Origin of the sequence: Actinoplanes aureus, from assembly GCF_015704865.1 — a bacterium.
Classification (GTDB): Bacteria; Actinomycetota; Actinomycetes; order Mycobacteriales; family Micromonosporaceae; genus Actinoplanes; species Actinoplanes aureus.
In genome coordinates, this window is record NZ_JADQTO010000056.1 from 1 (window position 1) to 25,702 (window position 25,702).

The window sequence follows — 25,702 nt, forward strand, 5'->3', positions numbered from 1 at the left end:
TACCGACCGGGGACTCGTGATCGGGTTGCGTCGGCGCCGACGGCGTCTGATCTGCCCGTGCGGGGCACCGACGATGGCCCGCTACGACACGTCGCGGCGCCGGTGGCGGCATCTGGACTTCGGTGCCTGCCAGGCCTGGCTGGAAGCTGACATCCACCGCATCGACTGCCGCTCCTGCTCGCGAGTGCGCACCGAGCAGGTGCCGTGGGCGAGGCCGAACGCGCGGCACACCACCGACTTCGAGAACGTCGCCGCGTGGCTGGCCCAGCGCATGGACAAGGCAAGCATCGCCCGGCTGCTGCGCTGCTCGTGGGAAGCGGTCGACGCGATCGTCACCCGGGTCGTGGCCGACCACATCGACGACCGACGCCTCGACCAGCTCTACCGCATCGGCGTAGACGAAATCTCCTACAAACGCGGCCACAAGTTCCTGACCATCGTCGCCGATCACGACACCGGAAACGTGGTCTGGGTCGGCAAGGAACGCTCCAAGGCCGCCTTCGAGGACTTCTTCGCCGCGCTCGGCCCTGAGCGTGCCGCCGCGGTCGAAGCGATCAGTCTCGACGGCAGCAGCGTCTACCTGCCCGTCACCCGCGAACAGATCCCGCAAGCACGGATCTGCCTCGACCCGTTCCACGTGATCAAGTGGACCAACGAGGTCGTCGAATCGGTCTACCGGGCCGAAGCACCCACCATGCCCTCCGGTCCCGGCATGCCCGAACGGCGCCACTGGCGCCGCGCCCGCTTCGCCGTACGCGCCGGCCGGGAGAACCTCGACGACGAGCACCGGCAGATCCTGCGCCTGCTCCGGCGCCACCGCTACCGGCTCTGGCGCACCTAGGAACTCAAAGAGCAACTCCGCGATCTCTACCGCACGACCGATCCCGCCGAGGCCCGCGCATACCTCAAACGCTGGGGCACCGCCGCGAAACGCAGCCCGACTCCTGCCTTCCGCAACCTCGTCCGCCGGATCGAGAAACACGCCGACGCCATCGTCGCCGCGGTCGAACTCGGCCTGTCCAACTCCCGTCTTGAAGGCATCAACGCCAAGATCCGGCTGATTCAGCGCCGCGGTTACGGCTTCCGCAACCTCGACGCCCTCACCGCGGCCATCTACCTATGCCTGGGTGGAGTCACCCTGGATCTGCCCATGGAAACCTGAGTAGTCGCACATATGTTCTAGTATTTCAGCTGTTCGCGGCGCCCCGCCGATCCTCACCGCCCAAGGCTGCCGTCCTCTACGTTGCGCGCAGCCCCGCCGTACCCATTTGGGCGCTTCGGCCTGTCCGCCACGGCCCCCTGCGTGGTCACCGGACGGCCCGGCCGGCGGGCGCGGGCCAGAGGGACGTGCTCGCAGTCCGTCGAGTCATGCGGGCCAGCGACTGCGGTTCTACGCTTTGTCGTTCGTGGAGTCCTGGCGGCGATGCACCCTCATCCAGCTCTCGACGTCCTCGGCCAGCCAGACCTTGCCTTGCGCCAGGTCAGCGACCGCCGCAGGAAAGTCTGACCGGTTGGTGATCTGATATGCGCGCTGGCGGCTTACGCCACCAAGGCGGATGCGGATCTCGTGCGCGCCCATGAGGCGGACCGGTTTCACCGTCATACCCATGACTATATAGCGACACGACTAGATGTCGCCACGCTAGATAGGGCCGCCGTGCCTGTGGAGTCGGCGGCGACTCTTGCGGGTGCCTGGTCAGCGTTGCGGGCCCCGGTCGCTAGGCGTGCATCCTTGCGCGTCACGCTGCGGGGCGGCCATTGTCCGCTTTTTGTGGACGCGTTCCTCCGAACAGCCCACGTGGGCTGTGACTGCCGTCGTGTCCTCAGTAGTACACCTGATCGAATATCGGCTGTCCGGTCCATGCCGCGCTTCGAGTCCTCGGCGTAGCGTCCCAGGCACACGGAGATCACGCCGGGCGACGAGGGGAACGTATGCCAGCGGAAACCAGCATCTACGCGCAAGCGCTGCAGGCTATTGGAGAAACCGCGCAGGCCTACGAAGTCCGAGACGACACTGTCGCCCGGTATAGGGCCAGGATGCGCGAGAGCGGGCCGCTCGGGTACGCCGAAGGCGGCATGTCCGCGCTGATCGTCCAAACCGCGACCGAACACCGCCGCGACTGCCGGCGACCCGACTGCCGCACCTGCGGCAACCTGCGAGAGGTCCTCGCCGTCGCGCTAGCCGGCGCGCGCGAGCTGGTAGACCACGAGATCGCCAGCATGGTCGACTCGAACCGGCGCCGGCCGAGGCTGCTGCCGAAATGGCGGCGCGGGGGCGTGCGGTGAAGAAGCTCACCGGCCTGTTCGGCGGCATGTGACCAGGCGGAGGTAGCGTGCCGCCGCTCACCGCGCGCCTGAGGCGTGCAGTATTTGCACTAGCCCGGATACCTTCCCGGGTTCTGCCGGCTCTGTTTCGGTTCTATCCGGTTGCCGAAGCTCATGCGCTCGTACGCTCGCAGATGTGAGTGCCGTTCGGGTCGAGTCGATGTCGGCGGCCGCCGCGGTGGCGGTGCTGGAGGCGGTCGTGGCCGGGCTCCGCGAGTACGAGATCGGCCCGCATGCGGCCATCCGGATCGCCCGCGCGCTTGAGGCGGCCGGTGTGGTGCTGCCGGACCAGCTGGTCGACGCCTTGGACGGTGACGAGGGCGACGCGCTCACGCAGGTGGAGCCGGAGACGGTCGCCGATGCGCTCGAGGGCGTCGTCGCCAAGCTGCACGCCGGCGCGTCGGTCACGTAGGCGGCCCCTACCTCGGACGAGGGATGAACGCGGCGGCTCGACGTGCGTACGGTCGACGTCGTGGAGCCTCCGACGCCGCGATGGCTGCAACGCCGAACTCCGCGGGGGTATGGACGGCGTACTGGTGCGGCGACTACGACTATCTGGCCGCGATCCTGCCCGGTCTCATCGGCGCTGCCCGCGTCTTCGGCAGCCGCGACGTGCTCGTCGAGGCGACGCAGCTGGCCGCCTCCACGGTCGTGCATCGACCTGTCGCTGATCGCCGCCGGCTCCAGTCCGCGGTGGCCGTGTGACGGGACGATTCCTCGTCGGTGAGCGGCGCTGCTGGTCGGGTGGGGTGGCTGTCTGGCGCCGGGATCGTGCGGGCCGTCTTGGTCAGGCGGCGCCGGTGGTCCGGTCGATGCTCGTGCCGGCGGTGAGCAGGTCGGCCATGTCGACGCCCGCCTCGGCCAGCAGTCGCTGCAGGGTGGTGATCGACAAGCCGTCGACGGAGTTGTCGGCGGCCACGTTCATGAGCCGATAGAACTGATCCCGGCCCCGGCGGACCACTTCGACACGCCACCGGCCGTCCGGAGTTTCCAGTGCCCCCTCTACGGTCTCTCGGCGCTGCGGGACCGGTCTCGGTGCCGGCGGCTCAGCAAGCGGGGCATCGCGGCGGCGGGCGGCACGCGGACTGCGGTCGCTGCGCAGACCCCGCCACGACGGATGTCGCAGCCGACCCTCCGGCGTCCAGTTCCGGAATGCCACCTCACCGACCAGCACCGGCTCCACCCACCGGGCGTGGCGGGCGTGCTCGCGGGGGACGTCCGCGACCGCGGGTGCGGATCGGTGCAGCGATGCCAGCTGCTGGCTCAGCTGCCGGAGCATGACGTCGGTGAAGCCGGTGCCGACATGGCCGGCGAATACCAGGTTGTCGGTGGCGTTGTACACGCCGAGGAGCAGGGATCCGATCGTGCCGGCGCGGCGGCCTTCGCCCGGCTTCCAGCCGATGATCAGCGCCTCTTGGGTGCGAATCAGCGGCACCTTCGTCCAGTCGGCCGAGCGTTTGCCGGGCCGATACGGCGAGCCGAGCCGTTTCGCGACCACACCTTCGAGACCTGCCAACTCGGCAGCGCGCAGAACGGCGGTGCCGTCGGCGCCGGTGAAGTGCGGCGGGGTCCGCACCGTTTCGCCGTCGAGGCCGAGGGCGGCCAGGCGCTCGCGGCGCTGCTCGTACGGCTCATCGATCAGGGGCCGGCCGTCGAGGTGAAGCAGGTCGAACGCGTAGTAGACGACCGGCACCGTCGTCAGCAAGGTGGAGGAGGGCCGCGCCACGTGGATACGCGCCGCGAGCCGGGCGAACGACGGCCGGTCGCCGGCTTGCAGGGCGACGACCTCGCCGTCCAGGACAGCGGTGTGTCCGGCCAGCAGGCCGCCCAGCGTACCGAGCTCGGGATATGTGGTGGTGACGTCGTTGCCGTTGCGCGACAAAGCCCGCACGCTGCCGCCCTCGACGTAGGTGATCGCGCGGACGCCGTCGAATTTGAACTCGAACGCCCAGCCCTCGCCGGCGGGCAGCGCGCCGGGTGCGGCCAGCATCGGCGCGATCAGTTCCGGCAGAGCGTCGGTCATCGGTTCTGCCTACCCCACCCTTGCGTCAAGGTCACCTATGCCGAGCGAACTACAAGCAGGTAATTCAGCCGCGGCGACTAGATCACCAGCGGCGGTAGAGGCGTTCGTGGCGGTGCCGGCGGGATCGTCCTCCGGGTGGTGTCGGCTCCGGGCGGCACAGCGAGCGTCGTCGTGCGGGGTTGGACTGCTCTGCCTCGGCCGGTAGATCGGGCTTCAAGGGTGCAGTAGCGCAGCCTGCCGTGGCCCGGGCCGAGGCCGTGCCAGCGGCGCGAGGTGACGTCGATGGTGAGTTCGGCGCCCGGCCACGCCCGGGTGGGGATCAGCACGGCCCCGCTCTGGCGTGCGCGAGATGACAGAGACCGGGCGAGGCCTTCCGGGACGTCAGCCGGTGGAGCGACGATGACCAGGTCGACGCCGTCGAGTAGCGTGCCGGCGATCGATGGCCAGTCCGGGCCAGGCTCCGGTACGAGGGCGAGCCGTTCCAGCGGCACGCCGTAGTCCTGCCCGGCCGCGAGCACCCCGAACGACGGCAGGCCGACGATGCAGGCCCACGAGCCGGTGTCGTGCATGGCGCCGGCCAGCAGCAGCATCAGCAGCGACGTGGAGCCGACCGCCGCAACGGTCGCCCCTTTGCGCAGACCCCCGGGCCACGGGAGTAGGGGTTGCAGGGCTGGATCGGCGGGCAGGATCTGCGTGACGTCGGGCGCGAGTTCCGCCTGGTCGGCGGTTTGGACGGCGTGGGCGAGCTGGGCGGTGGTGCCGCGGTGCTGAGCGGCGGCGTTGACCCTGCCGAGGGCGGCGCGTACATCGGCGAGGCCGTTGATGCGGCCGTCACCGTTCCACGCTGTGCCCACGTTCGCTCCCGCGCCCCCGTGCTGTGGCTGCGGAGGAAGACGCAGGCCGTCGTCGGGATGGGCGGCACTTGTTCGCGGCAAGTGTCGAACATCCGTACTAAGTCGCAGCGTAGCGTACCCTCGCCGCGTTGCCACTCCGGTTGGCTGTGATCGACAGCGGGGAGGTGTCGCCGGGAACGCGACGGCTGGTTGGCCGCTCTGGCACGGCCCGAGCCGTGGGTGCGCTTCGCCGATGCGGCGATGATGGGCGCTGGCCCGCCCGCGGGTAGCGCGTTCGCCGCCGGCGCGGATGGCGCCGCCCGCTTCGGCCATGCCGTCCCGGTGGCTCCTAGTCCGGTCGTACCGCGGCCTCCGGGGCTGTCGTGCGCGTGGCTCCATCGAGGGAGACCAGCCGTACGTAGGGGGTGCCGACCGTGCTGGTGTATCGGAGTTCGATCACCCAGCGGCGGTGTGACCACGGGGCGTATCGAAACCGGACGACTTCTTTCGCGGTCACCATTCGCGTACCGCCTCGGCTGTGGTCAGGGTGTGCGCACGCGGTCGAGGGTGGCGTGCACGGACGTGGGAGACGGTGGCCACGGTGATGTCCGTTCTGTCGACTACCCCGGCGGGGGTTGCTGCAACACCGTCGCCTCCTGCCGAGGGCTGGTGGCCGCCGCCAGGTGCGTCGGCTTGCGGGAGTGCGGGGAGCGCACCGGATCTGTCCGGGACGTAGAGCTGGGTGTTGGTGTGGACCCTGCGACGGCGGTGAAAGGTCGGTCGCGGTCAGTCGCGGTAGTTGCCGGCGACAATGGCATCCAGGAAGCCCTCCCAGTCCTTCCTGCTGATTCTCAGCGGGGGTGCCGCCGGGGTGCTCGAGTTCCGGATCAGCATCGCGCCGCCTACCGTGGCGACTTCCACGCAGGTGCTGGTGCTGCAGCGGCTGCTTTTACGCCAGGTGGGGGCGGAGGCATTGTTCATGTCGCGGGTCCTTTCGCCGGTTCGGTTGGGTTGTCGATCAGTGGTGGGCGCTGTCATCCGGCCCGGGGGTGGGAACGTCGGCTGGCGCACGGTGGTGGGCCGGGCGTGACCGGCGGGTTTGGGATCACGGGTTCTCCTGGTGCCGGGGACGTGACGGGCGCCTTGGGCGTGCTGTCGGCGCTGGGATCTGTTGCGGGCCAGGTGGCTCGCCAGCCCGGGATATGCGACGGCGGCCAGGTAGCGGCCGCTACTGGCCTACAGCGTGGTGGGCAGGGCTGCGGCGAGCGGGCCGGCGCTGGCGGCGCCGGTGAGGCTGCCGAGTGGGATGCCGAGCCTGGCCCCGGCGTTGATCAGGGCGCGGACCCGGCCGTGCAGGCGTTCGGGGATCAACCGGATCTGGTGGCGTCGGGGATCATGTTGGTGGTGCCGCAGCCGAGGCCGGCGAGGGCGAACACGGCGATGACGGTTTCGGGGCTGGCGTCGGCGGCGACGACGGGCAGCCGGGACACCCCGCCGAGGACCTTGGGCCAGCGTGTACGGCAGGGTGTGGCAGATCCCGACCAGCCGAGCGTGGGCCGGGTTGCCGGTGCCGGTCATGGCCAGCCACGGCACGACGATGATGAGCGCGCGGTTAGCCGTCAGGGCGCAGGCCTGGGCGCCGAGCACACCGATGAGCCGTTCGCAGGGACGTTGATCGCTGGGCGTCGCCGCGCCGGCGTTGCGGGGGAGAACGAAGGTGCCACGGCGGTGCCGGGCGAAGGCGTCTGCCCCGTGGCGAGTTGCGAGAGGACACGACCGGCATGACATTTCATCACCGGTCTGATCTCGCCGTCTGTGGAGGCGTCTTGCGCGTGTTACTGCCGCCGCGGCCGCGCATTTCTACGCCGGCCGCGGCGAGGTCGCGGTGCACGGTGGCGTAGGACAGTCCCACCTGGTCGGCGATGTCCTGCAATGAAAGCTTCTGGTTCTGGTACATATCGACGAAACGCTTGATGTCGGCGGCGCGCTGCTGCGCGGTGCGGTAGGCGCGGTGCGAGCCGGTCATGCGTGGCCTCCCATCAACGGGTGTGGACTTGGCGGGGTCGTGGATGCGTGTGCCGACCGCACCGCACGGTGGGCAGCACGCCCGGGGTGTCAGGACGGCCAGTAGGACCGGTCGTCCGCGGCGCTGTGCGTGGTGCGGTCGAAACGGCGCTACCGGGGTGGTGGTGCTCATTGCTGTCCGGGGTGCGGGTGGTCGGCGGTGAGGGCGTCCACGTCCAGCACGCCGTCGGTGCAGAGCCGGCCGGCGCAGATCGGGTGGTGCTGGGCCGCCAGGGCGTCGGCGGTCGGGGAGCCCGGGGTGAGTGGGTGTAGCGGGGTTTCGAAGGAGGAGTCCGCGTCGCGGGCTTGTGCGATGAGTGCGTGCAGGTCGGTGTGCCGCTGGCAGGCGGCTAGCTTGCGGGCGTAGCTGATGGCGATACGGGCGCCGAGGTACGGGCTTGGCTCGGTGCTGTGTTGCCAGCCGCGCCAGGCTTGCTCGGCGTGCCGGACGGCTTCGCCGCACCGTCCGCTGTGGTGCAGGCTGTCGGCCAGCTCTGTTCGGACGCGCAGGGCCTCGCTCGGGTCGGTGCTGTGCAGGTTGCTGAGCAGGGCGGTGCGGATGGCGCTGGCACGCGGGTAGTCGTGCTGGTGGTGGGCTGCGGTGCCGAGCAGCCAGGCGGCTTGATCACGGCGTGGTTGGTCCCAGCCGGGGAGCCGGGTGGTGGCGTAGGCGAACTCGGCGGCGGTGAGCTGGCGGGGACCGTCGGTGAGACTGGCGTAGAGCAGTACGAGGTCGATGAGCACTGGATCGTCGGTGTAGGCGGTCAGGTCGACGGTGTCGAGGTGGCGGCTGAGCACGTCTCGGGCTGCGTGTGTGTTGCGGGTGTCGAGCAGGTGCAGGGCGGTGGTCAGCACGGCGGTCCGCTGGTAGGGCCACGGCGGCCGGTCGTTGGCCGGTGGCGTGTCGGGTGGCCGCCGGCGAAGCCGACCTAAGGTTCGGGCCGCCCGCCATCGTGATGTGGGCGGATCGGGTTGGTGCGCGGTCACTGCGGGCTCCGGAGGGTGACGGCGGTCGTGGCGGTGGTGGCGGTCGCGGGGTAAGAGGTATCCGGCGGTATCGAGGTGAGTGGCTCGCTGGCGGCCGCGCAGGTGTGCAGGGCGCCCGTGCGGGTGGGGCAGGGGAACGGGTGCCGGCAGCAGGCGCAGCGGCCGGTGCCGTCGTGGTGGTGACGCACGACGAGCGCGACAGCGGCCCGGTGGGTCCGGGTGCCGGCGAAGCCGGGGATTACTGTCGGCCCGCTTCGTGCGGTGTTCGGCGTGGAAGGTAAGGCGGTCATTGCCGCGTTCTCACCGGTAGCGGTGCGAGGTTCAGGAAACTGCATGTGGCATCTCCGAAACGGATTCGGTGCCGGGTGCGCATCCGGTGCTCCTGGAGTAGCGAAGGATGCGCACCCGGCCGCCGCAGGCATCGTCCTTGCCTGCGGCGTTGCCGCCGCGCCGATGACCGACCGGTGCGCGGCGGTGCCGGGCCGGCCGCGGTGTTGTCCTGGCCCGGCGTGAGCCGTCCGGGCGGAACCCACCCCTTTGAGTCCCGCGCGGACGGCGCACCACCCTCAACCCGGCGGGGGGAAGCCGGCGGGAGGGTGGAGACGTCTACCGGCACGCCGCCCGTGGGCGCGCGCATCCTCGATGCGGATCTCGACGTAGGCAGCCGGGACGATGATGTCGCTTGCCACAGCGGTCACCCCCGGCCGGCTCCCTGAGCCACCCGGCCGCCGGCGCGGACCGGCTCGTCCGGTGTTGCGGTGCTCACCGGACTCCTGCCGCTGCGGGCGCTGGCAGGCGGGCGGCCGCGCCCGCCTCGCTTCCGCATTTTCACGCCCTCCATTTGGAGCATCCTGTGAGCGGTGCCGTACGAGCAGTTCAGTGCGGCGGCGATGGCTCGAACCGACTCGCCCTGCTCGTATCGCGTGACTGCGGTCTTGGCCTGTTCGGCGCGTTGCTCTTTCGTGGGGCGCAGCCGGTGGCGCCGCGGCGCCCTGTTGGGCTTTGCTGTCTTCGGGCTGGTGTCGGCGGCGGGTGGGCTGGAGCTCATCACGTCCTCCACGGCGGGGTCGGGGCTCGCGTGCTGGCGCCGGAGGGTGAGGCCCCGGCGCAGGCTGTTAGGCGATGAGGCAGAGCAGGATCAGGGCGGGTAGCAGGACGGCGGCGGTGCGCAGAGCGGCCCGGCGGCCGCGCCGGTGGCCCAAGTGGGCGGCGATGAAGGAGATGACAGATCGGCGGGCAGCGGCCTTGGTGCCGGGGTCGGTGCCCGCTGGGTCGAGCAGTGGCATGGCCCCGGGCGCGGCGAGCAGGCGGGCGAGAGCACTGCCGATGTCCTGCTGGTGGTAGCCGGTGAACGGATGCCGTAACGCGGTGGTGCGGTGGTCAGCCGGTCCGGCGTCACGTCCGGGCACGTCACGCAGCAGATTGCCGATGTTGTCGGGGACAGGGCCTGCTGTGGGGTCAGGCGACGCCGGGGCGGCGGCGGTGGGCTGCCCGTCGTCGTGGCCGGGCGCGCCGGTGGGGGACGGATGCTGGGGCGGCTGGGTGCAGACGGTGCCGCAATGGCGGGTGACGTAGTCGCTTTCTTCCTGGATCGTGTCGTCGGTGCGTGTGGTGGCGAGGGCGTGCAGGGTGCCGGTGTGGTGGGCTTGATGGAGCAGCGTGATGACGTCGAGGTCGTAGCGGCAGCCGCGCAGGATGAGCAGGTAGGTGCGTAGCAGCCGGGTGCCGGTAGCGAGGTCGCGGGTGGCGTGGTGGCGCCAGGTCTGCCAGGCGTCGGCGATGGTGCCGATCGCGTCGGTGCAGTGGCCGCCGGCGTGCAGGCTGATGGCGAGGTCGGCGGCCGTGGTGAGAGCGTCGTGGGTGCGGCCGAGAGTGCGGTAGGTGTGCAGCCGGTCGCGGCGGACATTGACAGCGTGTCCGGGTTGATCGTTGTGGTGCAGGGCGGTGCCGTAGGCCTGGGTCGCGGCGAGCCGGCGGGGATGATCGGGGTAGTGCAGGCGTCGGCTGGCCCGATAGGCGTAGCCTGCGGCGTCGAGTTGGACGGTGCCGGTGGTGACGGTGGCGTAGAGGGTGCACGCGTCGATGAGGACCGGATCGTGGGGCAGCCATGCGAAGTCGAGGTCGTGCAGATGCTGCTGGAGCAGAGCGGCTGCTGCGCCGGTGTCGCCGGCGCGGATCAGCTGGGATGCGGTGATGACGGCGTCGGGAAGGTCCTCCAGTCCGCTGGAGCACGGTGCGGCGGATGCTGTGCGCGACGGGTGCCTGAGCATTCGCGGGGCTCGGCGGGTGCGGCGTGGTGAAGGCATGGCGGGCCTTTCTGCCCGGTCGGGCTGGCGGTCGGCGGGTGTGTCGCTGCACAGGCGAACAGGGCAGGAGCCGGGTGCGCATTTCCGCTGGGGAAGGAGATGCGCACCCGGCCGCCACTGGCCTGGCCTGGCCTTGCCTTGCCTGTGGCGGTTCTGCCGCGTCCGTGACCGGTACGCGACGGTGCCGGGCCAGCCACGCTGCTGACCACGGCTCGGCGGTGTGCCGGTGGGGTCACCTCTTTGACCCGGTGGGTACACCGCCGTCGACCCGGATCAGGGCGAACCTGACGGGCCGAGATCGGGACGGGTGCAATCCGCAAAGATGCGCATTGGAGGCGCAGCCCGCGTGCGTTAGTGGCGCGTCGGTCTGGTGCGGGTGATCACGGCCTCGCCGCCGGCGGGCTCCTTCGTCGGCGGGGATGGCGGCGATGGGCACGCGCGGCAGCGAAGAAGAGTGACGACAGCAGGCAGCGCAGTACGGGATGGGTTCCGACGGCAGCCAGGAGCATGTTGATGGCAATGGCTGCGGTGAGAATCAGGGAGAATTCGCTGATCACGTCGAGCACTTTGGTGCCCGCGTCGGTGTGTAGCGGCTTCCCGTCCGGCATGTCGGTCCAGTACCGCCGCGTCAGCCACTGAGGCCGGTGCCGTCTTGCCATGATCCTCACCTGGTGTTCTGCGGGGGACGCCACATGCGGTAGAGGCTGATGCCGGCGGACACCGTGATCGTCGGTGGGGCCATGTCGGTGTAGCCGTGCCGCTGATACAGCCGCTGGTTCTGTTCACCGGTGGCTTCCAGATAGGCCGGGATGCCGTCGGAGTCCAGCCGGGCGTGGGTGTCCTGCAGCAGTGCACTGCCGAGGCCGTGGCTCCACCGGTCGGGGTGCACGGCGAGGAAGAGCAGGTACCAGTGCGGGTCGCTCGGATGGTGGTTCTCCATCTGCTGGTCCAGGTGGCGGAAGTTGTCCAGATGTTCGCCGGCGAGTTCGGCGAGGCGTTTGTCGTAGCCGTCGGGTTCGCTCGGTTCGCTGGTGCGGTCGAACCACACCGCGGCGGCGTCGCCGTCTTCGGTGACGATGACCTGTCCGGCTCCGCTGATCGCGTGTTCGACGTACAGCCGGTACCAGTCGCGGGAGACCAGTCGGCGGCGGCTCTGGTCGGGCACGAGGAAGTGGATGACGCCGAGGTGATCGAATGCGTGGGAGATCAGGTCGGCGACCGGGTCGATGTCGTTTGCCTCGGCGATGCGCAGCGCCGGGCTGGTGCTGGTGGCCATCAGAGGGTCCTTTCAGCAAAGCGGCTGGACAGGCTGGAGGCTTCGGGGCTGCGGGTGCCGCTGCCGATGCCCCGGTAGACGGTGGGTTTGGTGTGCCGCAGGATCAGGCCCCAGACGGTGCCGGCGGCGAAAACCACCAGGAAGGCGAGGGGCACGACGCGGGCAGGCCCGGTGCCCGGGTCAACGCCGAACAAAGTGGGCAGGTTGGTGATCGCCAGATAGGTGACGAACAGCAGGATGGCCGTGGCGATGAGCGGGGCGATCAACCGTTGCCACAGCCCTTCGCCGCGAGCGCCGCGGGCGAAGAAGGCGACCACGGACACGCTGGTCACGGTGTACAGCAGCAGGACGCCGAACCCTCCCGCGGTACTGCCCCAATAGAACAACTGCACGAGCGGGTCCCAGCCAGCCAGCGCGTAGCCGATGAGCACAACCAAGGCGACCACGGTTTGAGCCAGCGAAGCCTTGCGGGGAGCGCCTTTAAGCGTGGTGTGGCCGAATACCCGGGGCAGGACTCCTTCGCGGCCGAGAGCGAACATGTATCGGGTGATGGCGTTGTGGAAGGCGATCGCCGCGGCGAGGGTTCCGGTGCCGAGCAGTATCTTCCCGACGGTCAGGGAGCCCTGCCCGAGCGCGGCCGCGGCCTGGTTGAAGAACAGGTCCGCGCCTTCGGCGCTCGCGCGGTCGATGACCTGGGGCCCGCCGGCCGAGATCTGCACCCAGGACCCGAACCAGTACACCGCGCCGATCGCGGCGATCGTGACGTAGGTGGCGACCGGGATGGTGCGCTTGGGGTCCTTGCTTTCCTCGACATAGACGACCGACTGTTCGACCCCGGCGAAGCTGGTCGCGCCCAGGATGACCAGCACGCCGAGCGTCGTGGCCAGCGCTGCGGGGCTCTGCCCGGACAGGTCGAGCGACATGGCCGCGCTGGTGAAGGCGAACCCGGGGCTGAGCATGATCGCGATGCTGTAGAGAGCGACCAGCAGGGTTTCGGCGACGACGAGGACCACCAGGACGGCGCCCGCAATCTTGACTTCGTTTGCTCCCAGGACCGCCACCAGGGCCCAGGCGACCAAGGCAGGGATGAGCCAGGGCACGTTGAAGCGGAGCCAGTCGCTGAGCAGCGGGGCGCCGATGGCGGCGCTGAACGCGCCGTAACAGCACAGCTGAAACGCGTTGTAGGTGGCCAGCGCGAACCATGCGGTGCCGACGCCGATCGGGCGGCCGAGGCCGTGGGCGACGTAGGCGTAGAACGCGCCGGCGTTCGGGATGTGCCGGGCCATCGCCAGATAGCCGACCGCGTAGATCATCAGGATGGCGGCGACCATGATGATCGCGATGGGGAAGCTGATCAGGCCGGTTGCGGCCAGCGAGAGGGGCACGGACAGCGTGATGACCGTCAGTGGTGCCACCGACGAGGCGATGGCCGAGCCGATCGCGAGCGGGCCGAGCCGGTCGCGGGCCAGCGCGTCGTGCACGCTGCCCCTGCCGGCGGGCATGGATGTTATGGGCACCGTGGATGTCCTCCTGGATGCGGGGGTGAAAGAGAGAAGGGTGGTGCTCGGGGTTTAGACGTGCTACCGCATCGCTGCTTCGCCGACGGTCGCGTCCGCGGCCATGAGCAGCTCCTGTGACATCGGGTCCAGGCCCTCGGCGATCCGATCCGCCAGCCGGGATCGCTCGCGGGGAGTCAGGGTGGCCAGCGCATGCTGGTGCAGCCCGGTCGCGAAGAACAGCCGCGCGAGGAACAGTTGCCGCCGGGACAGCGGGTGCTCGTGTCGTACGGCGGTGGTGATCGCGCTCGCGCGGCTGCCGGAGGCCACGGAGTTGTAGGGCACGTACCGCACCGTGGGGCGACCGAGCCAGCGGCGCTGCTCCTGCAGCTGGACTAGGCCGGTACGAGACAGCCGATCGACGACCAGCTTCTCCGCCCGGCGTTCATACGTGAGGTACGACAGCCAGGTGCCGAGTGCGTGGCCGCGCCGGCGGTGGTGGCTTTCCGCCTGCGGCGGCCACGCTTGGTCGTTCTGCTGCCACGCCTGCCCGGGCGCGGCCGAGTACCAACGCTGTTCCTCCTCCGCCATCGTGGCGAGCACCGTGTGCAGCGCAGGATCGTCGGACATCGTCTCCCCGCAGCGGAAGAGCTCGCCGTCACGCAGCTCGAGATACCCGGCGTAAATCAGCTCGCCCAGCAGTCCGGCGGCCGTCCCGACTCCGAGCGGCCAGTCGGCGATCACCTGCTCTTTGCGCTTGGTGCCGTCATTCGCCGCAAGCCAAAAGTCGTCGGTGAGCCTGGTCGACACCGCGGACGGCATGACGGTTCCTCTCACGCGTAGAACGGATTGGGCAGCCGCGGTCCCGACGGTTTCGGCTACGGGGATACGGATGGTGCCGACGACGGCTCCGCGGGCGCTGTCGGGGGTCGGGTGCCGGGCTGGGGCTGAAGTCGCCGGAATGTGCCCGCTGGGCGTCATCCCGTCACGCCTTACCACCGGCGCGTGGGCGGCCGGCGGTAACCGGTGCGGATCGTGGTGACCCGGCGCATCTGGGTAGGACATGACAACCCCCGAATTGGGTAGCAGCTTCGGTCAGCGGACGGATGTGTCAGGCGTGACGGTGGGCGCGCCGCCAACCGCGGCATGGAAACGGCGTGCCCGCCGCCCCGCGGTCCCGGCCTGGCTGCGTCGGCCAAGTGAAGGGCCGGGACGTTTGCGGCGTCGGCCGGGTCCGCCCGAAGGCACACCGAGCCGGGCGAAACGCCGGGTATGCATCGACGCCGATGCCCATGATGGACCAGAGATCCGCTGGATGCAACCAGTTGCGTAAGCAACACGAAGCTTAAGCAACTCGTCGCATACGTTGGGCCGCGTGCAGCCACGGCCCTGCGGCATAGGCACACTGAGCCGACGAGGCGGCAGAAAGGTGTGGCGGGGCACATGGCAAACACGAGTCGGTTGCCCCGACTGGCCTGGGAACTGCGAAGACTGCGCCTGGCCAGCGGCCTGTCCCTGCATGAGGCGGAGAAGCGGCTCGGCCTGTACGCCTCGTCGATCAACCGCATCGAACGCGCCGTACACCAACCACAGCGCCGTACCGTCAATCTCCTGCTCGACGCCTACGGCGTGACCGACCCGCAGCAGCGCGCCATCGTGCTGAGCTGGCTGAAACCCTCCGGCGACGACTGGGTCAGCGAGCACGAGCCGTATCTGAGCGAGCACTATTCGACCTACATCCGGCTGGAGGACAGCGCCGAACGAGTACGCACCCACGAGAGCCAGTTCGTTCCCGGGCTGTTGCAGACCGAGGCGTACGCCCGCGCGGCGATCGGCGGTGCCGACCCGGACCTGGCACCGGACGAAGTCGAACGGCTTGTGCGGGTGCGCCTGCAACGCCAGCAGGTCCTCACCCGGCCTGCCCCGCCGCGACTGTGGGCAGTACTGGATGAAGCGGTGATCCGCCGCGAAGTCGGCGGCGTCGGCGTGATGCGCGAGCAGCTGCACCGCCTCGCCGAAGCCGCGTCGGCCGCCCACGTCACCGTGCAGGTGCTGCCCTTCGGCGCCGGCGCGCACCCCGGGATGAACGGTTCGCTGACCGTCATGGACCTCGGCGCCCCGTTCGGCTCGACACTGGCGGTCACCGACTCCATGACCGGCGACACCCTGATTCACGAGACCGCTGAACTGGCCCGGCTCGCCACCACGTTCGAGCGGATCGCTGCGCAGGCACTGGACCCGGCCGCCTCCGCGACACTCATCGCGGACGCCACCGCATAGAAGCACCCCTGCAACGACCTCACCGGCGCCTGCCGGGGCGAGGGCAGCCGGTCCAGCAGGACCGGCCGCGACGTGCAGGCCGCCGTCCCGCTCAGGGCGGTGGCTGTCGGCGACGCGGCGACGCCCACCGCAGGTGTTCGCGATCGTTCGCGCCGCCGTCCGGCGCGGATCCCGCGAGCTCGGCCTCAGGTTCATGACGCTTCGCCGATCACGTCCGGCGGCAGGTGCGGGGGATGCAGCTGAATCCGGCTGGCCAAGTAGTGGCGCCGCCCTCTGGTCTCGTCCGGGCACAGCCTGCCGCCCGGCACCGGAATCCGGAAAGGGTCCGCCCGGCCGCGATGGTGCCGGCCGTCGGTGAGCGTGTCGGCCATCACGGCGAGCCCTTCGGCGAGCATGCGGCTGGTGCCATCGTCGCCGTAGACACTGCGGTGGCTGCGCAGGGCCTGTGCCAGATACAGGCGGCCGCGCTCACCGTCCTCGTGGTGATAAACGGCGACCGCGTGCAACGCCGCGGCCAGCTGCGTGCGTCGTTCCTCGCCGACACGTTCGGCCAGTCCCTGATAGACCCGGCAGCACGCGGCGGCGTCCTGGTCGCCGACACAGACACTCAGATCCGCGTACACCGCGGCCAGCGGGAGAACCTGCGGCGGGGCGTCCGCTGTGATGCCGTCGTTGGCGCCCGCGATCGCGGCGATCGCGACACGAACCTCGGCGAAAGCGGCATCGGGCCGCTGCAGCCGCAGGTACGCCTCGGCCCGCACGGTATGGCGCACGGCGGCCGGCAGCCCAGCCCACGACACGTCGTCATCGCTGTCCTCGGGCTGCCGGTGCAGAACCCGTACGACACTGGCCGGCCGGCGCAGAACCCGGTCCCGTAGCACCTCGCAGGACAGCCGCTCGGCGGCCCTGGCTTCCCGGGCGTTCACAGCTGGTCCAGGCGGAGATTACGGGCGCAAACCGGCTCGTGCCGACGTCGGCTGACGTCTCCAGCGGCCAGGTCGAACAGCGACGAGCCAGGCCGGAAGTCGCCGCCAAGGAACCTGCGGGCTTCGACGTCGACCGCGTCAGCCTCGTCCGACCGGTGGCACAGGCGCAGCATCGCGGTGTAGCGGCCGGCGATCTCACAGCCGTCGGCCGGCCAGCGTTGTGGTATGCGGCACCAGTTCTGCCAGCACTGGCCGGTCGTGCGGATCGCCTCACCACACCCGCCGCTCGCGTGCCCGCAGACCGCCAGCCGGACCCGGGCCTGATCAACGGCCACGGGCATGCAGCGCTGCTCGTATACGTCGATCAGCGACCGGTAGACCTCAGCAGCCTGACCGTAGAGGCCGGCCTGGCTGCGCCGGCACGCCGCGGTGATGGCGCGAGTTTCGTAGACCTCGGCGAGCACCGCGATGGCGGTCACCGTCCGCGGGTGAAGCGGGCCGCGCAGCCGTTCGTTGGCGTCACGGGCATACGTGGCCCACGCAATATTCTTCGAGTGATCGTGGCCGTCGGCGCAGCTGCGGGCATAGATGATCGCGGCATCCGCCAGGTCACGATCGGGTACAGAGCCCGCCGGATCCAGATCCGCGAACAGCATCTCCACCTGGAAAAACGCCTCGCCATCGTCGTCGAGTTCCTCCTGAAGCACGCGAACGTAGCTCGCCACCACAGCACGTGCTGCTCTGATCGTCTGGTGGACGCCGCGCGGATCGTGGCGGGCGCCCCTGCGGGTGTGGCCTTCGTCGAAGCTCATGTCGCACCTCGCGGCGGGAAAGGGTGTTCAACACTCAGGGTTTGCGGGCCAGGCCCGCCCAGTAGTACGCCGCCTTCGGATCGACGTCCGGGTCGTCCGGCCGCCAGGCCGACACGGGCACCACTCCCGGCTCGAGCAGCTCCCAGTCCCCGAAGAAGCGGCGCACCGCCTCCTCATCCCGGGCGACCAGGGTCATCCCAGCGCCGGTGGCCACCGCAACGGCGGCGTCCACCTCGGCCGGATTGAAGTCGGCCGTCGGGTGGGTGATCGCCAGACAGCTGCCGGACGGCAGAGCGTCGCGCAGCTGCGCGACCTTGCTCCACGGGTCATCCTCATCGGCGAGCAGCATCAGGATCGCGATCAGGGTCAGCCCGACCGGCTTGGTCAGGTCGAGCGTGTCGCTCAGGGCCCGGTCGCCGAGGATCGAAGCGGGGTCACGCAGGTCCGCCGAGATGTACTCACTGCGACCGGCGGGGTGGCTGATCATCAGGGCGCGTGCGTGGACGAGCACGATCGGGTCGTTGTCCACATAGACCACCCGGGTCTGCGGGGCGATCGCCTGGGCCACCTCGTGCAGGTTGGGCCGGGTGGGGATGCCGGTGCCGACGTCCAGGAACTGGCGGATGCCTTCCCGTTGGACGAGGTCGCGGGCCGCCCGGTGGACGAACTTGCGATTCTCCCCGGCCATGTAGCGCATGCCCGGGATGGCCTGGATCATCGCGTCGCCCACGCCCCGGTCGACGGCGAAGTTGTCCTTGCCGCCGAGCCAGTAGTCGTAGATCCGGGCTGAGTGCGGCACGTTGATGTTGACACCCGGCGGATCATGGTGCTCCGATGCGGCGCCGGATTCGTAGTCGAGGCTCATCTCGGCACTGTCCACATCATCGGCAGGCTCCTGGAACGCCGATCGGTCCTGCCTGGCGTACGCCTGTGTCGGCAATTGATGGGCTCGGCGCGGTCTGACGGTTTTGCTTTCGCGTTCACGGCGTCCCCCGCAACGGCTTGTGCGCAGTGCTGACGGCGCTCGCGGTGTCACGGCGAGCGCAACCCGGGCCGAATCTCCCGGCGGAGGTGTTCACGTGGACACGCACGGCGTCGGGCTCAGCCGTGCGCAGCATCGGCTGGATGGTGGCTACTCCGGAGCCGAGAAGAACCGGATCGCCGTGTGGGCGGTATCCGCACCGCAAGGCCACGGCTGTGACGGCATCGTCGGCAGCGAGCAGACAGCGCGTTGGTGTTGGAGCGGCCGCCAGATGATCGGTGAGCAGCATGCTGGCGATACCGTGCCGCTGCCAGCGAGGCAGCACACCCAAACTCGCCAGCCGCAGATGCGGATGGCGAGGATGCGGTTGTCCGGGTACGGCATCGAGCTCGCCGAGCCTGGCGGCGAAACCGCCTCCGTCGTCGGCGTTCACTGCCCTCGCAATGCCGGGGGCCATGCAGGGCAGCCACAGCACTGCGGCGATCACCTGATCGCCGTTCTCGACGACCCGTGCTACGCCGTACTGCATCGCCGCCACCGTCCTGGCCACATGGTGATGGAACAACCGCCGGCCGCGGGCGACCGGCTCGGCCTCCAGCCAGCGGCCCAGCATCGTGGGCAGCACAGTGGCCGCAAGGACACCTGCCACAGGTTGGATGTCCCAGTAGGTCGCGTCACGATGTGTCTGCATCAGCGGTCCCCTATTCCGGCGCTCGGAACATGAGCGGGCGCAGTCGCCTGGCCGCCGCGGTGTCTGAGCGGTTCGTGATGCATCCGCCGGCCGGAAGCCGATCGAGTCCCGCGTCCTGCGGCCACGTAGTCAGCAGCAGGCCGGGCAAGCCGTGTCGCGGCCGGTCTGCCCGCGCAGCCGCCGGCGCCAGGTTCAGGCAGCATCGTCATAGCCGCGTCTCACCGGACCTGCCGCGGACGAAGGCCGCATCGCCCTGCGGCCAGGGACCGCGTCGACGCCCACCCAACCCAGCGTCATCGACAGCGACACCGACAAACAGCTGCGCGGCATCAGTGTCTCGAGATTCGGCAGTGCCTGATCGCTTGGGTGGACAGGTGCTCGCGGTGCCCTCAGCCATGCTCGGTTCCTCGCGTCGTCTAGTGGCTGGCGGTAGTGCATCGGTTCCCGGCATCTGCGCCGAACTCGACCGGCAGCGCGATGCGAGTTGGCGCCGCGGGACCTGGAATTCGAGAAGACGCCCCATCTGTGTTGCTCCACATTCGCCTAGGTGCGCGGCGAGAGGAATCCCAGTTTCATGGGAATCGAGGGGAATTTAAAAGGGAATCGGCGCGGGAACTATGTGCCATGAGCGGCGGAAACTCCGAGCACGGCTGTTCCAGCGGGTCCGGCTGAGTTTCGTGGGTGGGTTACGATGCCGGCATTGCCGCTTCTCTCGTCGAGCGGCTTAATCGAATGCGGCAGAGCATGGAAGGTCGCGTTGTGAACTTCAGCCCGTATGTGAACCGACTCTGGCTTGCCGCGGCGATCCTCGATGCGCGCAAGCAAGCCGGATACACCACTGACAGGCTGTCTCAGGAGACAGGCATACAGCGGCAGAAGATCAGCCATATCGAGACCGCCAATCGGCCGGTCGATCCTGCGGTCATCCGCCTCATCGTGGATGCCCTCCAAGTCGCGGCCCCTCGCCACACCAAGATCATGCGAGCTGCCGAACGGGCTGCAGCGCAGGGGTGGTGGAAGCGCTACGACGATGAGATGGGTCCACGCCAAGCGCAGACCGCCGACCTGGAGGCCGGCGCCATCACGATCTTCGAGTACCAGCCATTTCTCATTCCCGGGCTCTTGCAGACACCGGACTTCGCGCGGGCCCGCGCCGAGGCCACACGCACCACCCGCAGCCGCCGCTTCTCCACCGCGCGTGACCTGGAAGCGCGGGCGAAACGCCAGGCCATCCTGTCCGGCACGGACGCAACACCGTACGAGGTGGTGATTGACGAGACAGCCCTTCGCCGGCGTACGGTCACGGCGGACGTCATGCACCGGCAGCTGGAACACCTGATCGGTGCGACGCTGCACCTGCGGGCGGTAACCGTGCGCGTCTTACCGCTCGACGCCGCCCTCGCGGAGCGATTACAAGCCCGCAGCGCGTTCTCGTACTACACCTATACCGATCCCGACAATCTTGAGATCGTCACCGTCGACACCAATATCGACGACATGATTCTTACCGAGAACGACAAGGTAGGCATCTACGCCAGCCTTAGATCCGAATTGCAGGACGACGCACTCAGCGCGGCCGATTCCGTCGAACTCCTCGCCGCCATGGCGCAGGAGTACTTAACAAGGAGATGAATATGGAAACCACAGCGGCATCAGCGGCTCCGCGGCCAACAGGAGTGTGGATCAAATCCCGCCGCTCGGCTCCGGCATCCAACTGCGTCGAGGTTCAATACCTTCCTGAGGGCGGGGTGGAGGTACGCAACTCCAAGCGCCCGGAAGCCGGGTCGCTGATCTTCACCGACGAGGAGTTCGATGCCTGGGTCGGCGGAGCCAAGGACGGCGACTTCGACCGCTGATCCCAACGGCAGGAACCACACCGACGGGTGGCCTGCACTGACCGACAACTTGCGGGCCTAACAGGCCTCCCATCACCATACGTATGCCTAGCTCACTGCAGCCTTGCCCCGCGCAGAAAGAGATGGCGATGCCCGAGTCCGACGCGGTACCGAATGAACTGTTCCGCGATGCCCGTGTCCGGCTGTTCGGCAGCAGACAGGCTCTCGCCGAAGCGGTCAACACCATGGTGCCGACCTCCTTCGTAGTGTCCGAGAACGACATCGGCAAGCTCGAGCGAGGAGAAGTCACCTGGCCCCGCGAGCCACGCCGAACGGCGTTCCGCAAGGCGCTGCAGGCAGGCACCGACCAGCAGATCGGCCTCTTCGATCGGCGAAGGCAGCGATCGATCAACGCTGGCTCTCCGGGGAGGTCGTCACCGGACATAGGGCCAAGAGCGGATGCTGTCTGCGTCGAGGGAAGCTTCCCGGCCCGAAAGGCCGATGCGAACGAGCCGCGACCAGCGTTGCTCACCGACATCGTCGATGGGACGGACCTGGTTAGTTTTGCCACGGTCCTGGAACCCTCGGGAATTGGTGCCGCGGAACTCACCGCCGCGGAGTTAGCGTGCGATCAACTGGACCGGGACTACCCTCGGATGCCTCCCGACACCACACTCACCCAAGTCCGTGATCTCATGACAGCAGTCATTGCGCAACTTAGCTGTCGACAGACGATTCACAATCAGCAGCGGCTGGTGACACTTGCGGCGCGGCTAAGCGGTCTGCGGGCCTGGGGTTGTTTCGACGTCGACGAGCATCGCGCCGCCGGACGCTGGTTCGAGCTCTCGGTTTCCGCGGCTCAAGAAGCCCAGGCGTGGAGTGTGGGAGCATGGCTGCTCGGTGCTCAGAGCCTCATTCCATGGCATCGGCGTGACTTCCGGGGAGCTGCTGACCTCATCGAGCGTGGCATTTACCACGCCCGTCACGGCTCGGACGAGACGACGAGAGCCTGGCTCTACGCCCTCCAGGCCCGAGCACGTGCGGCGACGCGTGACCGAGCAGGATTCGAGCGATCCTACGCCCGGGCCCAAGAAGCAGCGGAATACTCGACCGAGAGAGACCGTCGACACGGCATGGACTTCGACCAGGGCATTCTCGACGCGCGGTACTACGCGGGTTCGGGCTGGCTGCTGCTGCAACAGCCTGAGATGGCGGAGGCGGAGTTGTCGGGTTCGCTCCAGGCCTTGCCGCAGACCCACAGCAAAGCTCGAGCGGTTTTGACGCTGTCGATCGCCGACGCTGCCGTGCAGTCAGACCAGACAGGCCGAGCAGTCGAGTTGGCCCATAGCGCTCTGACATCGGCCACCCATCAACCGATCCTGCCGATCCTTCAGCAGGCTCGCAGGATCCAACGATCCGTTGCGAAACGAGACCCGCGAGCAAGCCGAAACCTTGACGACCCGATCGCCGAGTTCGCCGCGGCGCTGGCAACCGTAGCCGCCGGTGCGACATCATGAAGCTCACCGGCCTCGGAATCTGGACCGCGCAGTTCGATTTCCAGCCGGCTCAGATCGTTTGTGACACCGTCCAGGAACTGGAGGACCTCGGTTACCACTCGCTGTGGGTGGGGGAGAACGTCGGCCGTGAGCCAATCAGTCAGGCCGGCATCCTGCTGGCGGCGACTCGGCGGATGATCGTCGCTACCGCCGTCGCGAACATCTGGGCACGCGATCCGCTCTCCACCTACGCAGCACAGCAGACTCTCAGCGAGGCGCACCCCGACCGCTTCATCCTCGGCCTTGGTGTCAGTCACCGAAGGCTGGTCGAACAGAACCGAGGATTGCGATACGAAAAGCCCATTAAAGCCATGCACGACTACCTGCGGGCGATGGACGACCACGCGCGAAGGTACCGGGCGGTCCCGGCGGACAACGTCATCCGACTCGTCGCGGCCCTCGGCCCCCGGATGCTCCGACTCGCCGACACGCTCACCGATGGCGCTCACACCTACCTGGTCCCTGCGGAACACACTGCACTCGCACGGCACCAGCTGGGACCCAACAAGCTCCTGATCCCGGAACAAGCAGTGATTCTCGAAACTGACAAGACTCGCGCCTATGACATCGCTCGCCAACACGTGCGCCGATATCTGCCTCTTTCCAACTACACCGACAACCTGCGAAGACTAGGCTTCACCGCCAACGACCTCGCCCACCACGGCAGCGATCGCCTCATTGACGCGCTGGTGGCCTGGGGCGACGAGGACCGCATCGCGGAGCGCATCAGCCGGCACCACCAGGCCGGCGCGGACCACGTCTGCATCAACGTCCTCGCCCCGGACTCACGCGCGTTGCCACTACCGCAATGGCGACGGCTGGCAGCCATCACGATGCGATGACCGACGCACAGCACATCACCGTCAGGGCGTGACAGATGATGGCTGGGACGGGAAACCGTCGACCACCCTCTATTCGAAGATCGCAACATCGGTTCGCAGGAGGCGGCGATGCCTACGCTGGACGTGGTGCCGAACACCTTGTTCCGTGATGCGCGCCGGCGTTTGTTCGGCAGCAGGCAGGCCCTCGCAGACGCCGTCAACCAACTCGTCCCGGACGCCTACCGGGTATCGGACAACGACATCGGCAAGATCGAACGCGGCCAGGTCACCTGGCCGCGTCAACCGCGGCGTAACGCATACCGGCAGACTCTGCAGGCAGCCACCGACGAAGATCTCGGCCTCTTCGACAAAAGGGGACAGCAGCCAACCGCTGTAGCCCGTCCGGTCAGTGTCGTCGTTGGAGAGGCCAGGCTCAGCCCTGCAAACATTGCCCACAAGCCTGCCACAGTTGCGGGTTCCGCCGAATCTGGAACGCCGCGGTCCATCGACAGCTCGTCGGCAGATCTGGAATCGATCCGTGACCGGGGTGACACTGGCGAGATGATCCGTCGAACAGTCCTACTCGCGCTCGCTGCTGCCGGCAGCCCATTGATCGGTGCGGCAAGGCCAACACCGCCTGTGGCCGACCGCGAACGAGACGTTCTTACCGCCGATATCGATCACTGGCAGGAGGCGGTCTGGGAATACGGATATGACTATCACCTCGCTCGTAGGGAGAAGCTCCTCGTCGACATCGGCCGCGACCAGGAAGCCCTGAGGCGTCAGTTAGCTGGGCACCTCGCCGCAGGAAAGGCGGTAGCGCAACCGGCGGCTGCCGTAGCGGCGCAGCTCACCTCGCTCATGGCGCTGATTTGTACGGACCTTGGGTATGCAAGAGAAGCACGTCATCTGTGGCGGTTCGCGCGAAGATACGCTGACCTCTCACAAGATAGCGCTGTACGGCTATGGGTCAGCGGACACGAGATCACGTCTGGCATCTATCAGCGGCGTCCGCTTCCCGTCCTCGCAGAGCTCGCACAGCGAGCCATATCCAGCAGTCCCAATAGCGCGCCGAGTGCGGGTAAGGCGGAGATCCTTGGCGGCCAAGCCCAGGTGCTTTCGCTACTTGGCCGGCCTCGCGAGGCACATTCTGCCCTCGACGAGCTTCGAAAAACGTATGCACACCTTCCCTCTGCCTGCACGACGCTGCGGGATTCCTTCTTCGGCTGGCCCGAACATCGTCTGCACCATGCGGCATCGTTCACCTACTCCATGACTGGCAGCACCGCGAAGGCTATCGATGCACAAGAATCTGCGTTGAAGCTCTATCCGGACAGTCGTCGGATAGCTCGGTGCCAGATCAGCCTGCACCGAGCCCGATGTCTCATTATCAACGGCGAGATGACAGAAGGCCTACGCCAGGCGAATAATGCGGTGGCGAGCACCGATCTGACGAATCGTAAGGAATTTGTCTTGGCCGTAGCCGATCACGTGTTTGAGACAGTGCCCAGCCGCGAGCGAGGCCGTGCCGAGGCCCGCGAATTCGGCGATCTGTTGCGGATATCGCGCTCAACGCTGAGGGGATGACGGACACGGTGCCTTCATATGAGATCGAGCAGTGGTCGAGGCTTGCCGTCGAGGCCAGAATTGACGAGCTCGCTGAAATCTATGCAGAAGTCTACTCCGAGCCCCCTTATGACAGTGGTGAACTGTGGTCCCGATCCGTTTTCGTTGACCGGACTCGCCGCCAGGCCAGACGAGAGGGATTCTCTTTTCTCGCAGCGCGAGTCGGTCATCAGGTAGTCGGCTTTTCGTTCGGACTGCCCTTCGCGGAAGGGTCTTGGTGGGCAGGGGACGCCACCGAGCCACCAGCAGAATTACGCGCGGCGTCCAAATTCGCAGTAATTGAGCTGTTAGTTCGGAAACGATGGCGCCGGTTGGGGATCGGTCACCAACTGATGAACGGACTGCTGAGTGGACGAACCGAGCGATACGCGATTCTCACAGCTGTGCCTAACGCCGATGCCCGCCGCTTGTACGAACGTTGGGGATGGGTCCAGACGGGAACCGCGCAGCACAGTCCAGAATCACCTGTCCTAGACGCTCTTGCACTGCTTCTGCCTAGTGCAGCGGAGCCTTAAGGGCCGGGTGGCCATTCACATCCTCGCCGGACGCGCCTCCGTCGAGTGATCGCGCAGGCCGCCGGTCATCGCGTGGCACTGGTCGGATGGAGGGTGTCGTCCACCAACCGTCGCGAAATCGACAGCCATCTTTCCTTGTCCGCCTCGGAGCAGGTGCGTTCCGGCAGGTAGAGACCACTACTCCCAGCTAAGTTCCCCTAGATTCCCGTCTAAATTTCCCTCTAAGCAGGTAGCCAGAAGTTCTGTACGCAACGCGCTCGGTTAGAGGGACATACCAACACAAAGACCTCGTCGTGGGTTCGGATCGAGTTTCCACACAACAACCCGAACCACGACGAGGTCTGCCGC

29 protein-coding genes and 1 pseudogene are annotated in these 25,702 nt (G+C 68.2%); 11 read left to right on the forward strand and 19 right to left on the reverse strand.

Features of this window, described 5'->3' with window-relative positions:
- The first annotated feature begins 73 nt into the window (after positions 1-73).
- Positions 74-1,162, forward strand: a pseudogene (locus I4J89_RS47910) (ISL3 family transposase).
- A gap of 228 nt (positions 1,163-1,390) precedes the next feature.
- Here the strand turns inward: I4J89_RS47910 and I4J89_RS47920 are convergent.
- On the reverse strand, positions 1,391-1,603 hold the full coding sequence (locus I4J89_RS47920; RefSeq protein ID WP_196420906.1) for a DNA-binding protein: 213 nt from the start codon (positions 1,601-1,603) through the stop codon (positions 1,391-1,393).
- A 329-nt stretch (positions 1,604-1,932) separates the two neighbouring features.
- Between I4J89_RS47920 and I4J89_RS47925 the strand changes: the two genes are divergently transcribed.
- The 3 genes from I4J89_RS47925 (at position 1,933) to I4J89_RS47935 (ending at position 3,030) form a co-directional block, all read left to right on the forward strand.
- Positions 1,933-2,286, forward strand: a complete 354-nt coding sequence (locus I4J89_RS47925) for a hypothetical protein (RefSeq protein WP_196420907.1) — start codon at positions 1,933-1,935, stop codon at positions 2,284-2,286.
- A 175-nt stretch (positions 2,287-2,461) separates the two neighbouring features.
- Entirely contained in the window at positions 2,462-2,737 is a 276-nt protein-coding gene (locus tag I4J89_RS47930; protein WP_196420908.1) for a hypothetical protein, read from the forward strand.
- A gap of 80 nt (positions 2,738-2,817) precedes the next feature.
- On the forward strand, positions 2,818-3,030 hold the full coding sequence (locus I4J89_RS47935; protein ID WP_196420909.1) for a hypothetical protein: 213 nt from the start codon (positions 2,818-2,820) through the stop codon (positions 3,028-3,030).
- An 82-nt stretch (positions 3,031-3,112) separates the two neighbouring features.
- Here I4J89_RS47935 and ligD read toward each other — a convergent pair whose 3' ends face one another.
- The 14 genes from ligD to I4J89_RS47990 form a co-directional block, all read right to left on the reverse strand.
- On the reverse strand, positions 3,113-4,348 hold the full coding sequence (gene ligD, locus I4J89_RS47940; RefSeq protein WP_230860816.1) for a non-homologous end-joining DNA ligase: 1,236 nt from the start codon (positions 4,346-4,348) through the stop codon (positions 3,113-3,115).
- Between the two features lie 77 nt (positions 4,349-4,425).
- A complete protein-coding gene (gene imuA' / locus I4J89_RS47945; RefSeq protein ID WP_196420910.1) occupies positions 4,426-5,202 on the reverse strand; it encodes a DnaE2-dependent mutagenesis accessory factor ImuA' in 777 nt (258 codons plus the stop codon).
- 765 nt (positions 5,203-5,967) lie between these two features.
- Positions 5,968-6,162 (reverse strand): DUF397 domain-containing protein, encoded by a 195-nt coding sequence (locus I4J89_RS47950; RefSeq protein WP_196420911.1) that lies wholly within the window; start codon positions 6,160-6,162, stop codon positions 5,968-5,970.
- Between the two features lie 255 nt (positions 6,163-6,417).
- Positions 6,418-6,552 carry a hypothetical protein gene (locus I4J89_RS51205; protein ID WP_255522001.1) on the reverse strand — a complete coding sequence of 45 codons (135 nt, stop codon included), beginning with the start codon at positions 6,550-6,552 and terminating at the stop codon, positions 6,418-6,420.
- Positions 6,549-6,671 (reverse strand): hypothetical protein, encoded by a 123-nt coding sequence (locus I4J89_RS51210; protein ID WP_255522002.1) that lies wholly within the window; start codon positions 6,669-6,671, stop codon positions 6,549-6,551. The genes I4J89_RS51205 and I4J89_RS51210 overlap by 4 nt, the downstream gene beginning before the upstream one ends.
- A 302-nt stretch (positions 6,672-6,973) precedes the next feature.
- Positions 6,974-7,207 carry a helix-turn-helix domain-containing protein gene (locus tag I4J89_RS47955; RefSeq protein ID WP_196420912.1) on the reverse strand — a complete coding sequence of 78 codons (234 nt, stop codon included), beginning with the start codon at positions 7,205-7,207 and terminating at the stop codon, positions 6,974-6,976.
- A 167-nt stretch (positions 7,208-7,374) separates the two neighbouring features.
- A complete protein-coding gene (locus I4J89_RS47960; protein WP_196420913.1) occupies positions 7,375-8,100 on the reverse strand; it encodes a hypothetical protein in 726 nt (241 codons plus the stop codon).
- Between the two features lie 128 nt (positions 8,101-8,228).
- Complete coding sequence (locus tag I4J89_RS47965) at positions 8,229-8,522, reverse strand: hypothetical protein (protein WP_196420914.1); 294 nt, start codon at positions 8,520-8,522, stop codon at positions 8,229-8,231.
- A gap of 404 nt (positions 8,523-8,926) precedes the next feature.
- Positions 8,927-9,280: a helix-turn-helix domain-containing protein gene (locus I4J89_RS52155; protein WP_373688225.1), complete on the reverse strand. Its 354-nt coding sequence runs from the start codon at positions 9,278-9,280 to the stop codon at positions 8,927-8,929.
- Positions 9,281-9,347: 67 nt separating this feature from the next.
- Positions 9,348-10,502 (reverse strand): hypothetical protein, encoded by a 1,155-nt coding sequence (locus I4J89_RS47970; RefSeq protein WP_196420915.1) that lies wholly within the window; start codon positions 10,500-10,502, stop codon positions 9,348-9,350.
- 416 nt (positions 10,503-10,918) lie between these two features.
- Positions 10,919-11,197, reverse strand: coding sequence for a hypothetical protein (locus tag I4J89_RS47975; protein ID WP_196420916.1), 279 nt, complete (start codon positions 11,195-11,197; stop codon positions 10,919-10,921).
- 5 nt (positions 11,198-11,202) lie between these two features.
- Positions 11,203-11,814: a GNAT family N-acetyltransferase gene (locus I4J89_RS47980; RefSeq protein ID WP_196420917.1), complete on the reverse strand. Its 612-nt coding sequence runs from the start codon at positions 11,812-11,814 to the stop codon at positions 11,203-11,205.
- Positions 11,814-13,316, reverse strand: a complete 1,503-nt coding sequence (locus tag I4J89_RS47985; RefSeq protein WP_230860817.1) for an APC family permease — start codon at positions 13,314-13,316, stop codon at positions 11,814-11,816. Before I4J89_RS47985 ends, I4J89_RS47980 begins: the two co-directional genes overlap by 1 nt.
- A 78-nt stretch (positions 13,317-13,394) precedes the next feature.
- Positions 13,395-14,147: a GOLPH3/VPS74 family protein gene (locus I4J89_RS47990; protein ID WP_196420918.1), complete on the reverse strand. Its 753-nt coding sequence runs from the start codon at positions 14,145-14,147 to the stop codon at positions 13,395-13,397.
- Between the two features lie 606 nt (positions 14,148-14,753).
- On the opposite strand from I4J89_RS47990, the gene I4J89_RS47995 reads away from it, so the two are divergent.
- A complete protein-coding gene (locus I4J89_RS47995; protein ID WP_230860818.1) occupies positions 14,754-15,590 on the forward strand; it encodes a helix-turn-helix domain-containing protein in 837 nt (278 codons plus the stop codon).
- A gap of 191 nt (positions 15,591-15,781) precedes the next feature.
- On the opposite strand, the gene I4J89_RS48000 is transcribed toward I4J89_RS47995, so the two are convergent.
- The 4 genes from I4J89_RS48000 to I4J89_RS48015 all read right to left on the reverse strand — a co-directional run bounded on the left by I4J89_RS48000 (position 15,782) and on the right by I4J89_RS48015 (position 18,923).
- Complete coding sequence (locus tag I4J89_RS48000; RefSeq protein WP_196420920.1) at positions 15,782-16,516, reverse strand: hypothetical protein; 735 nt, start codon at positions 16,514-16,516, stop codon at positions 15,782-15,784.
- Positions 16,513-17,328 (reverse strand): hypothetical protein, encoded by an 816-nt coding sequence (locus I4J89_RS48005; RefSeq protein ID WP_196420921.1) that lies wholly within the window; start codon positions 17,326-17,328, stop codon positions 16,513-16,515. Before I4J89_RS48005 ends, I4J89_RS48000 begins: the two co-directional genes overlap by 4 nt.
- Positions 17,329-17,362: 34 nt before the next feature.
- On the reverse strand, positions 17,363-18,193 hold the full coding sequence (locus I4J89_RS48010; RefSeq protein ID WP_196420922.1) for an SAM-dependent methyltransferase: 831 nt from the start codon (positions 18,191-18,193) through the stop codon (positions 17,363-17,365).
- A 115-nt stretch (positions 18,194-18,308) separates the two neighbouring features.
- Entirely contained in the window at positions 18,309-18,923 is a 615-nt protein-coding gene (locus tag I4J89_RS48015) for a hypothetical protein (RefSeq protein WP_196420923.1), read from the reverse strand.
- Between the two features lie 759 nt (positions 18,924-19,682).
- Here I4J89_RS48015 and I4J89_RS48020 point away from each other — a divergent pair.
- From I4J89_RS48020 to I4J89_RS52160, 6 genes are all read left to right on the forward strand, one after another.
- A complete protein-coding gene (locus I4J89_RS48020) occupies positions 19,683-20,633 on the forward strand; it encodes a helix-turn-helix domain-containing protein (protein WP_196420924.1) in 951 nt (316 codons plus the stop codon).
- 2 nt (positions 20,634-20,635) lie between these two features.
- Positions 20,636-20,857, forward strand: a complete 222-nt coding sequence (locus tag I4J89_RS48025) for a DUF397 domain-containing protein (protein WP_230860819.1) — start codon at positions 20,636-20,638, stop codon at positions 20,855-20,857.
- A 128-nt stretch (positions 20,858-20,985) separates the two neighbouring features.
- Positions 20,986-22,353 carry an NsdA family TPR-like regulatory protein gene (locus I4J89_RS48030; RefSeq protein WP_196420926.1) on the forward strand — a complete coding sequence of 456 codons (1,368 nt, stop codon included), beginning with the start codon at positions 20,986-20,988 and terminating at the stop codon, positions 22,351-22,353.
- Positions 22,350-23,234, forward strand: a complete 885-nt coding sequence (locus I4J89_RS48035; RefSeq protein WP_196420927.1) for an LLM class F420-dependent oxidoreductase — start codon at positions 22,350-22,352, stop codon at positions 23,232-23,234. The genes I4J89_RS48030 and I4J89_RS48035 overlap by 4 nt, the downstream gene beginning before the upstream one ends.
- 108 nt (positions 23,235-23,342) lie before the next feature.
- Positions 23,343-24,800: a hypothetical protein gene (locus tag I4J89_RS48040; protein ID WP_196420928.1), complete on the forward strand. Its 1,458-nt coding sequence runs from the start codon at positions 23,343-23,345 to the stop codon at positions 24,798-24,800.
- Positions 24,797-25,354 carry a GNAT family N-acetyltransferase gene (locus I4J89_RS52160; protein WP_196420929.1) on the forward strand — a complete coding sequence of 186 codons (558 nt, stop codon included), beginning with the start codon at positions 24,797-24,799 and terminating at the stop codon, positions 25,352-25,354. The genes I4J89_RS48040 and I4J89_RS52160 overlap by 4 nt, the downstream gene beginning before the upstream one ends.
- Positions 25,355-25,702: the final 348 nt, after the last annotated feature.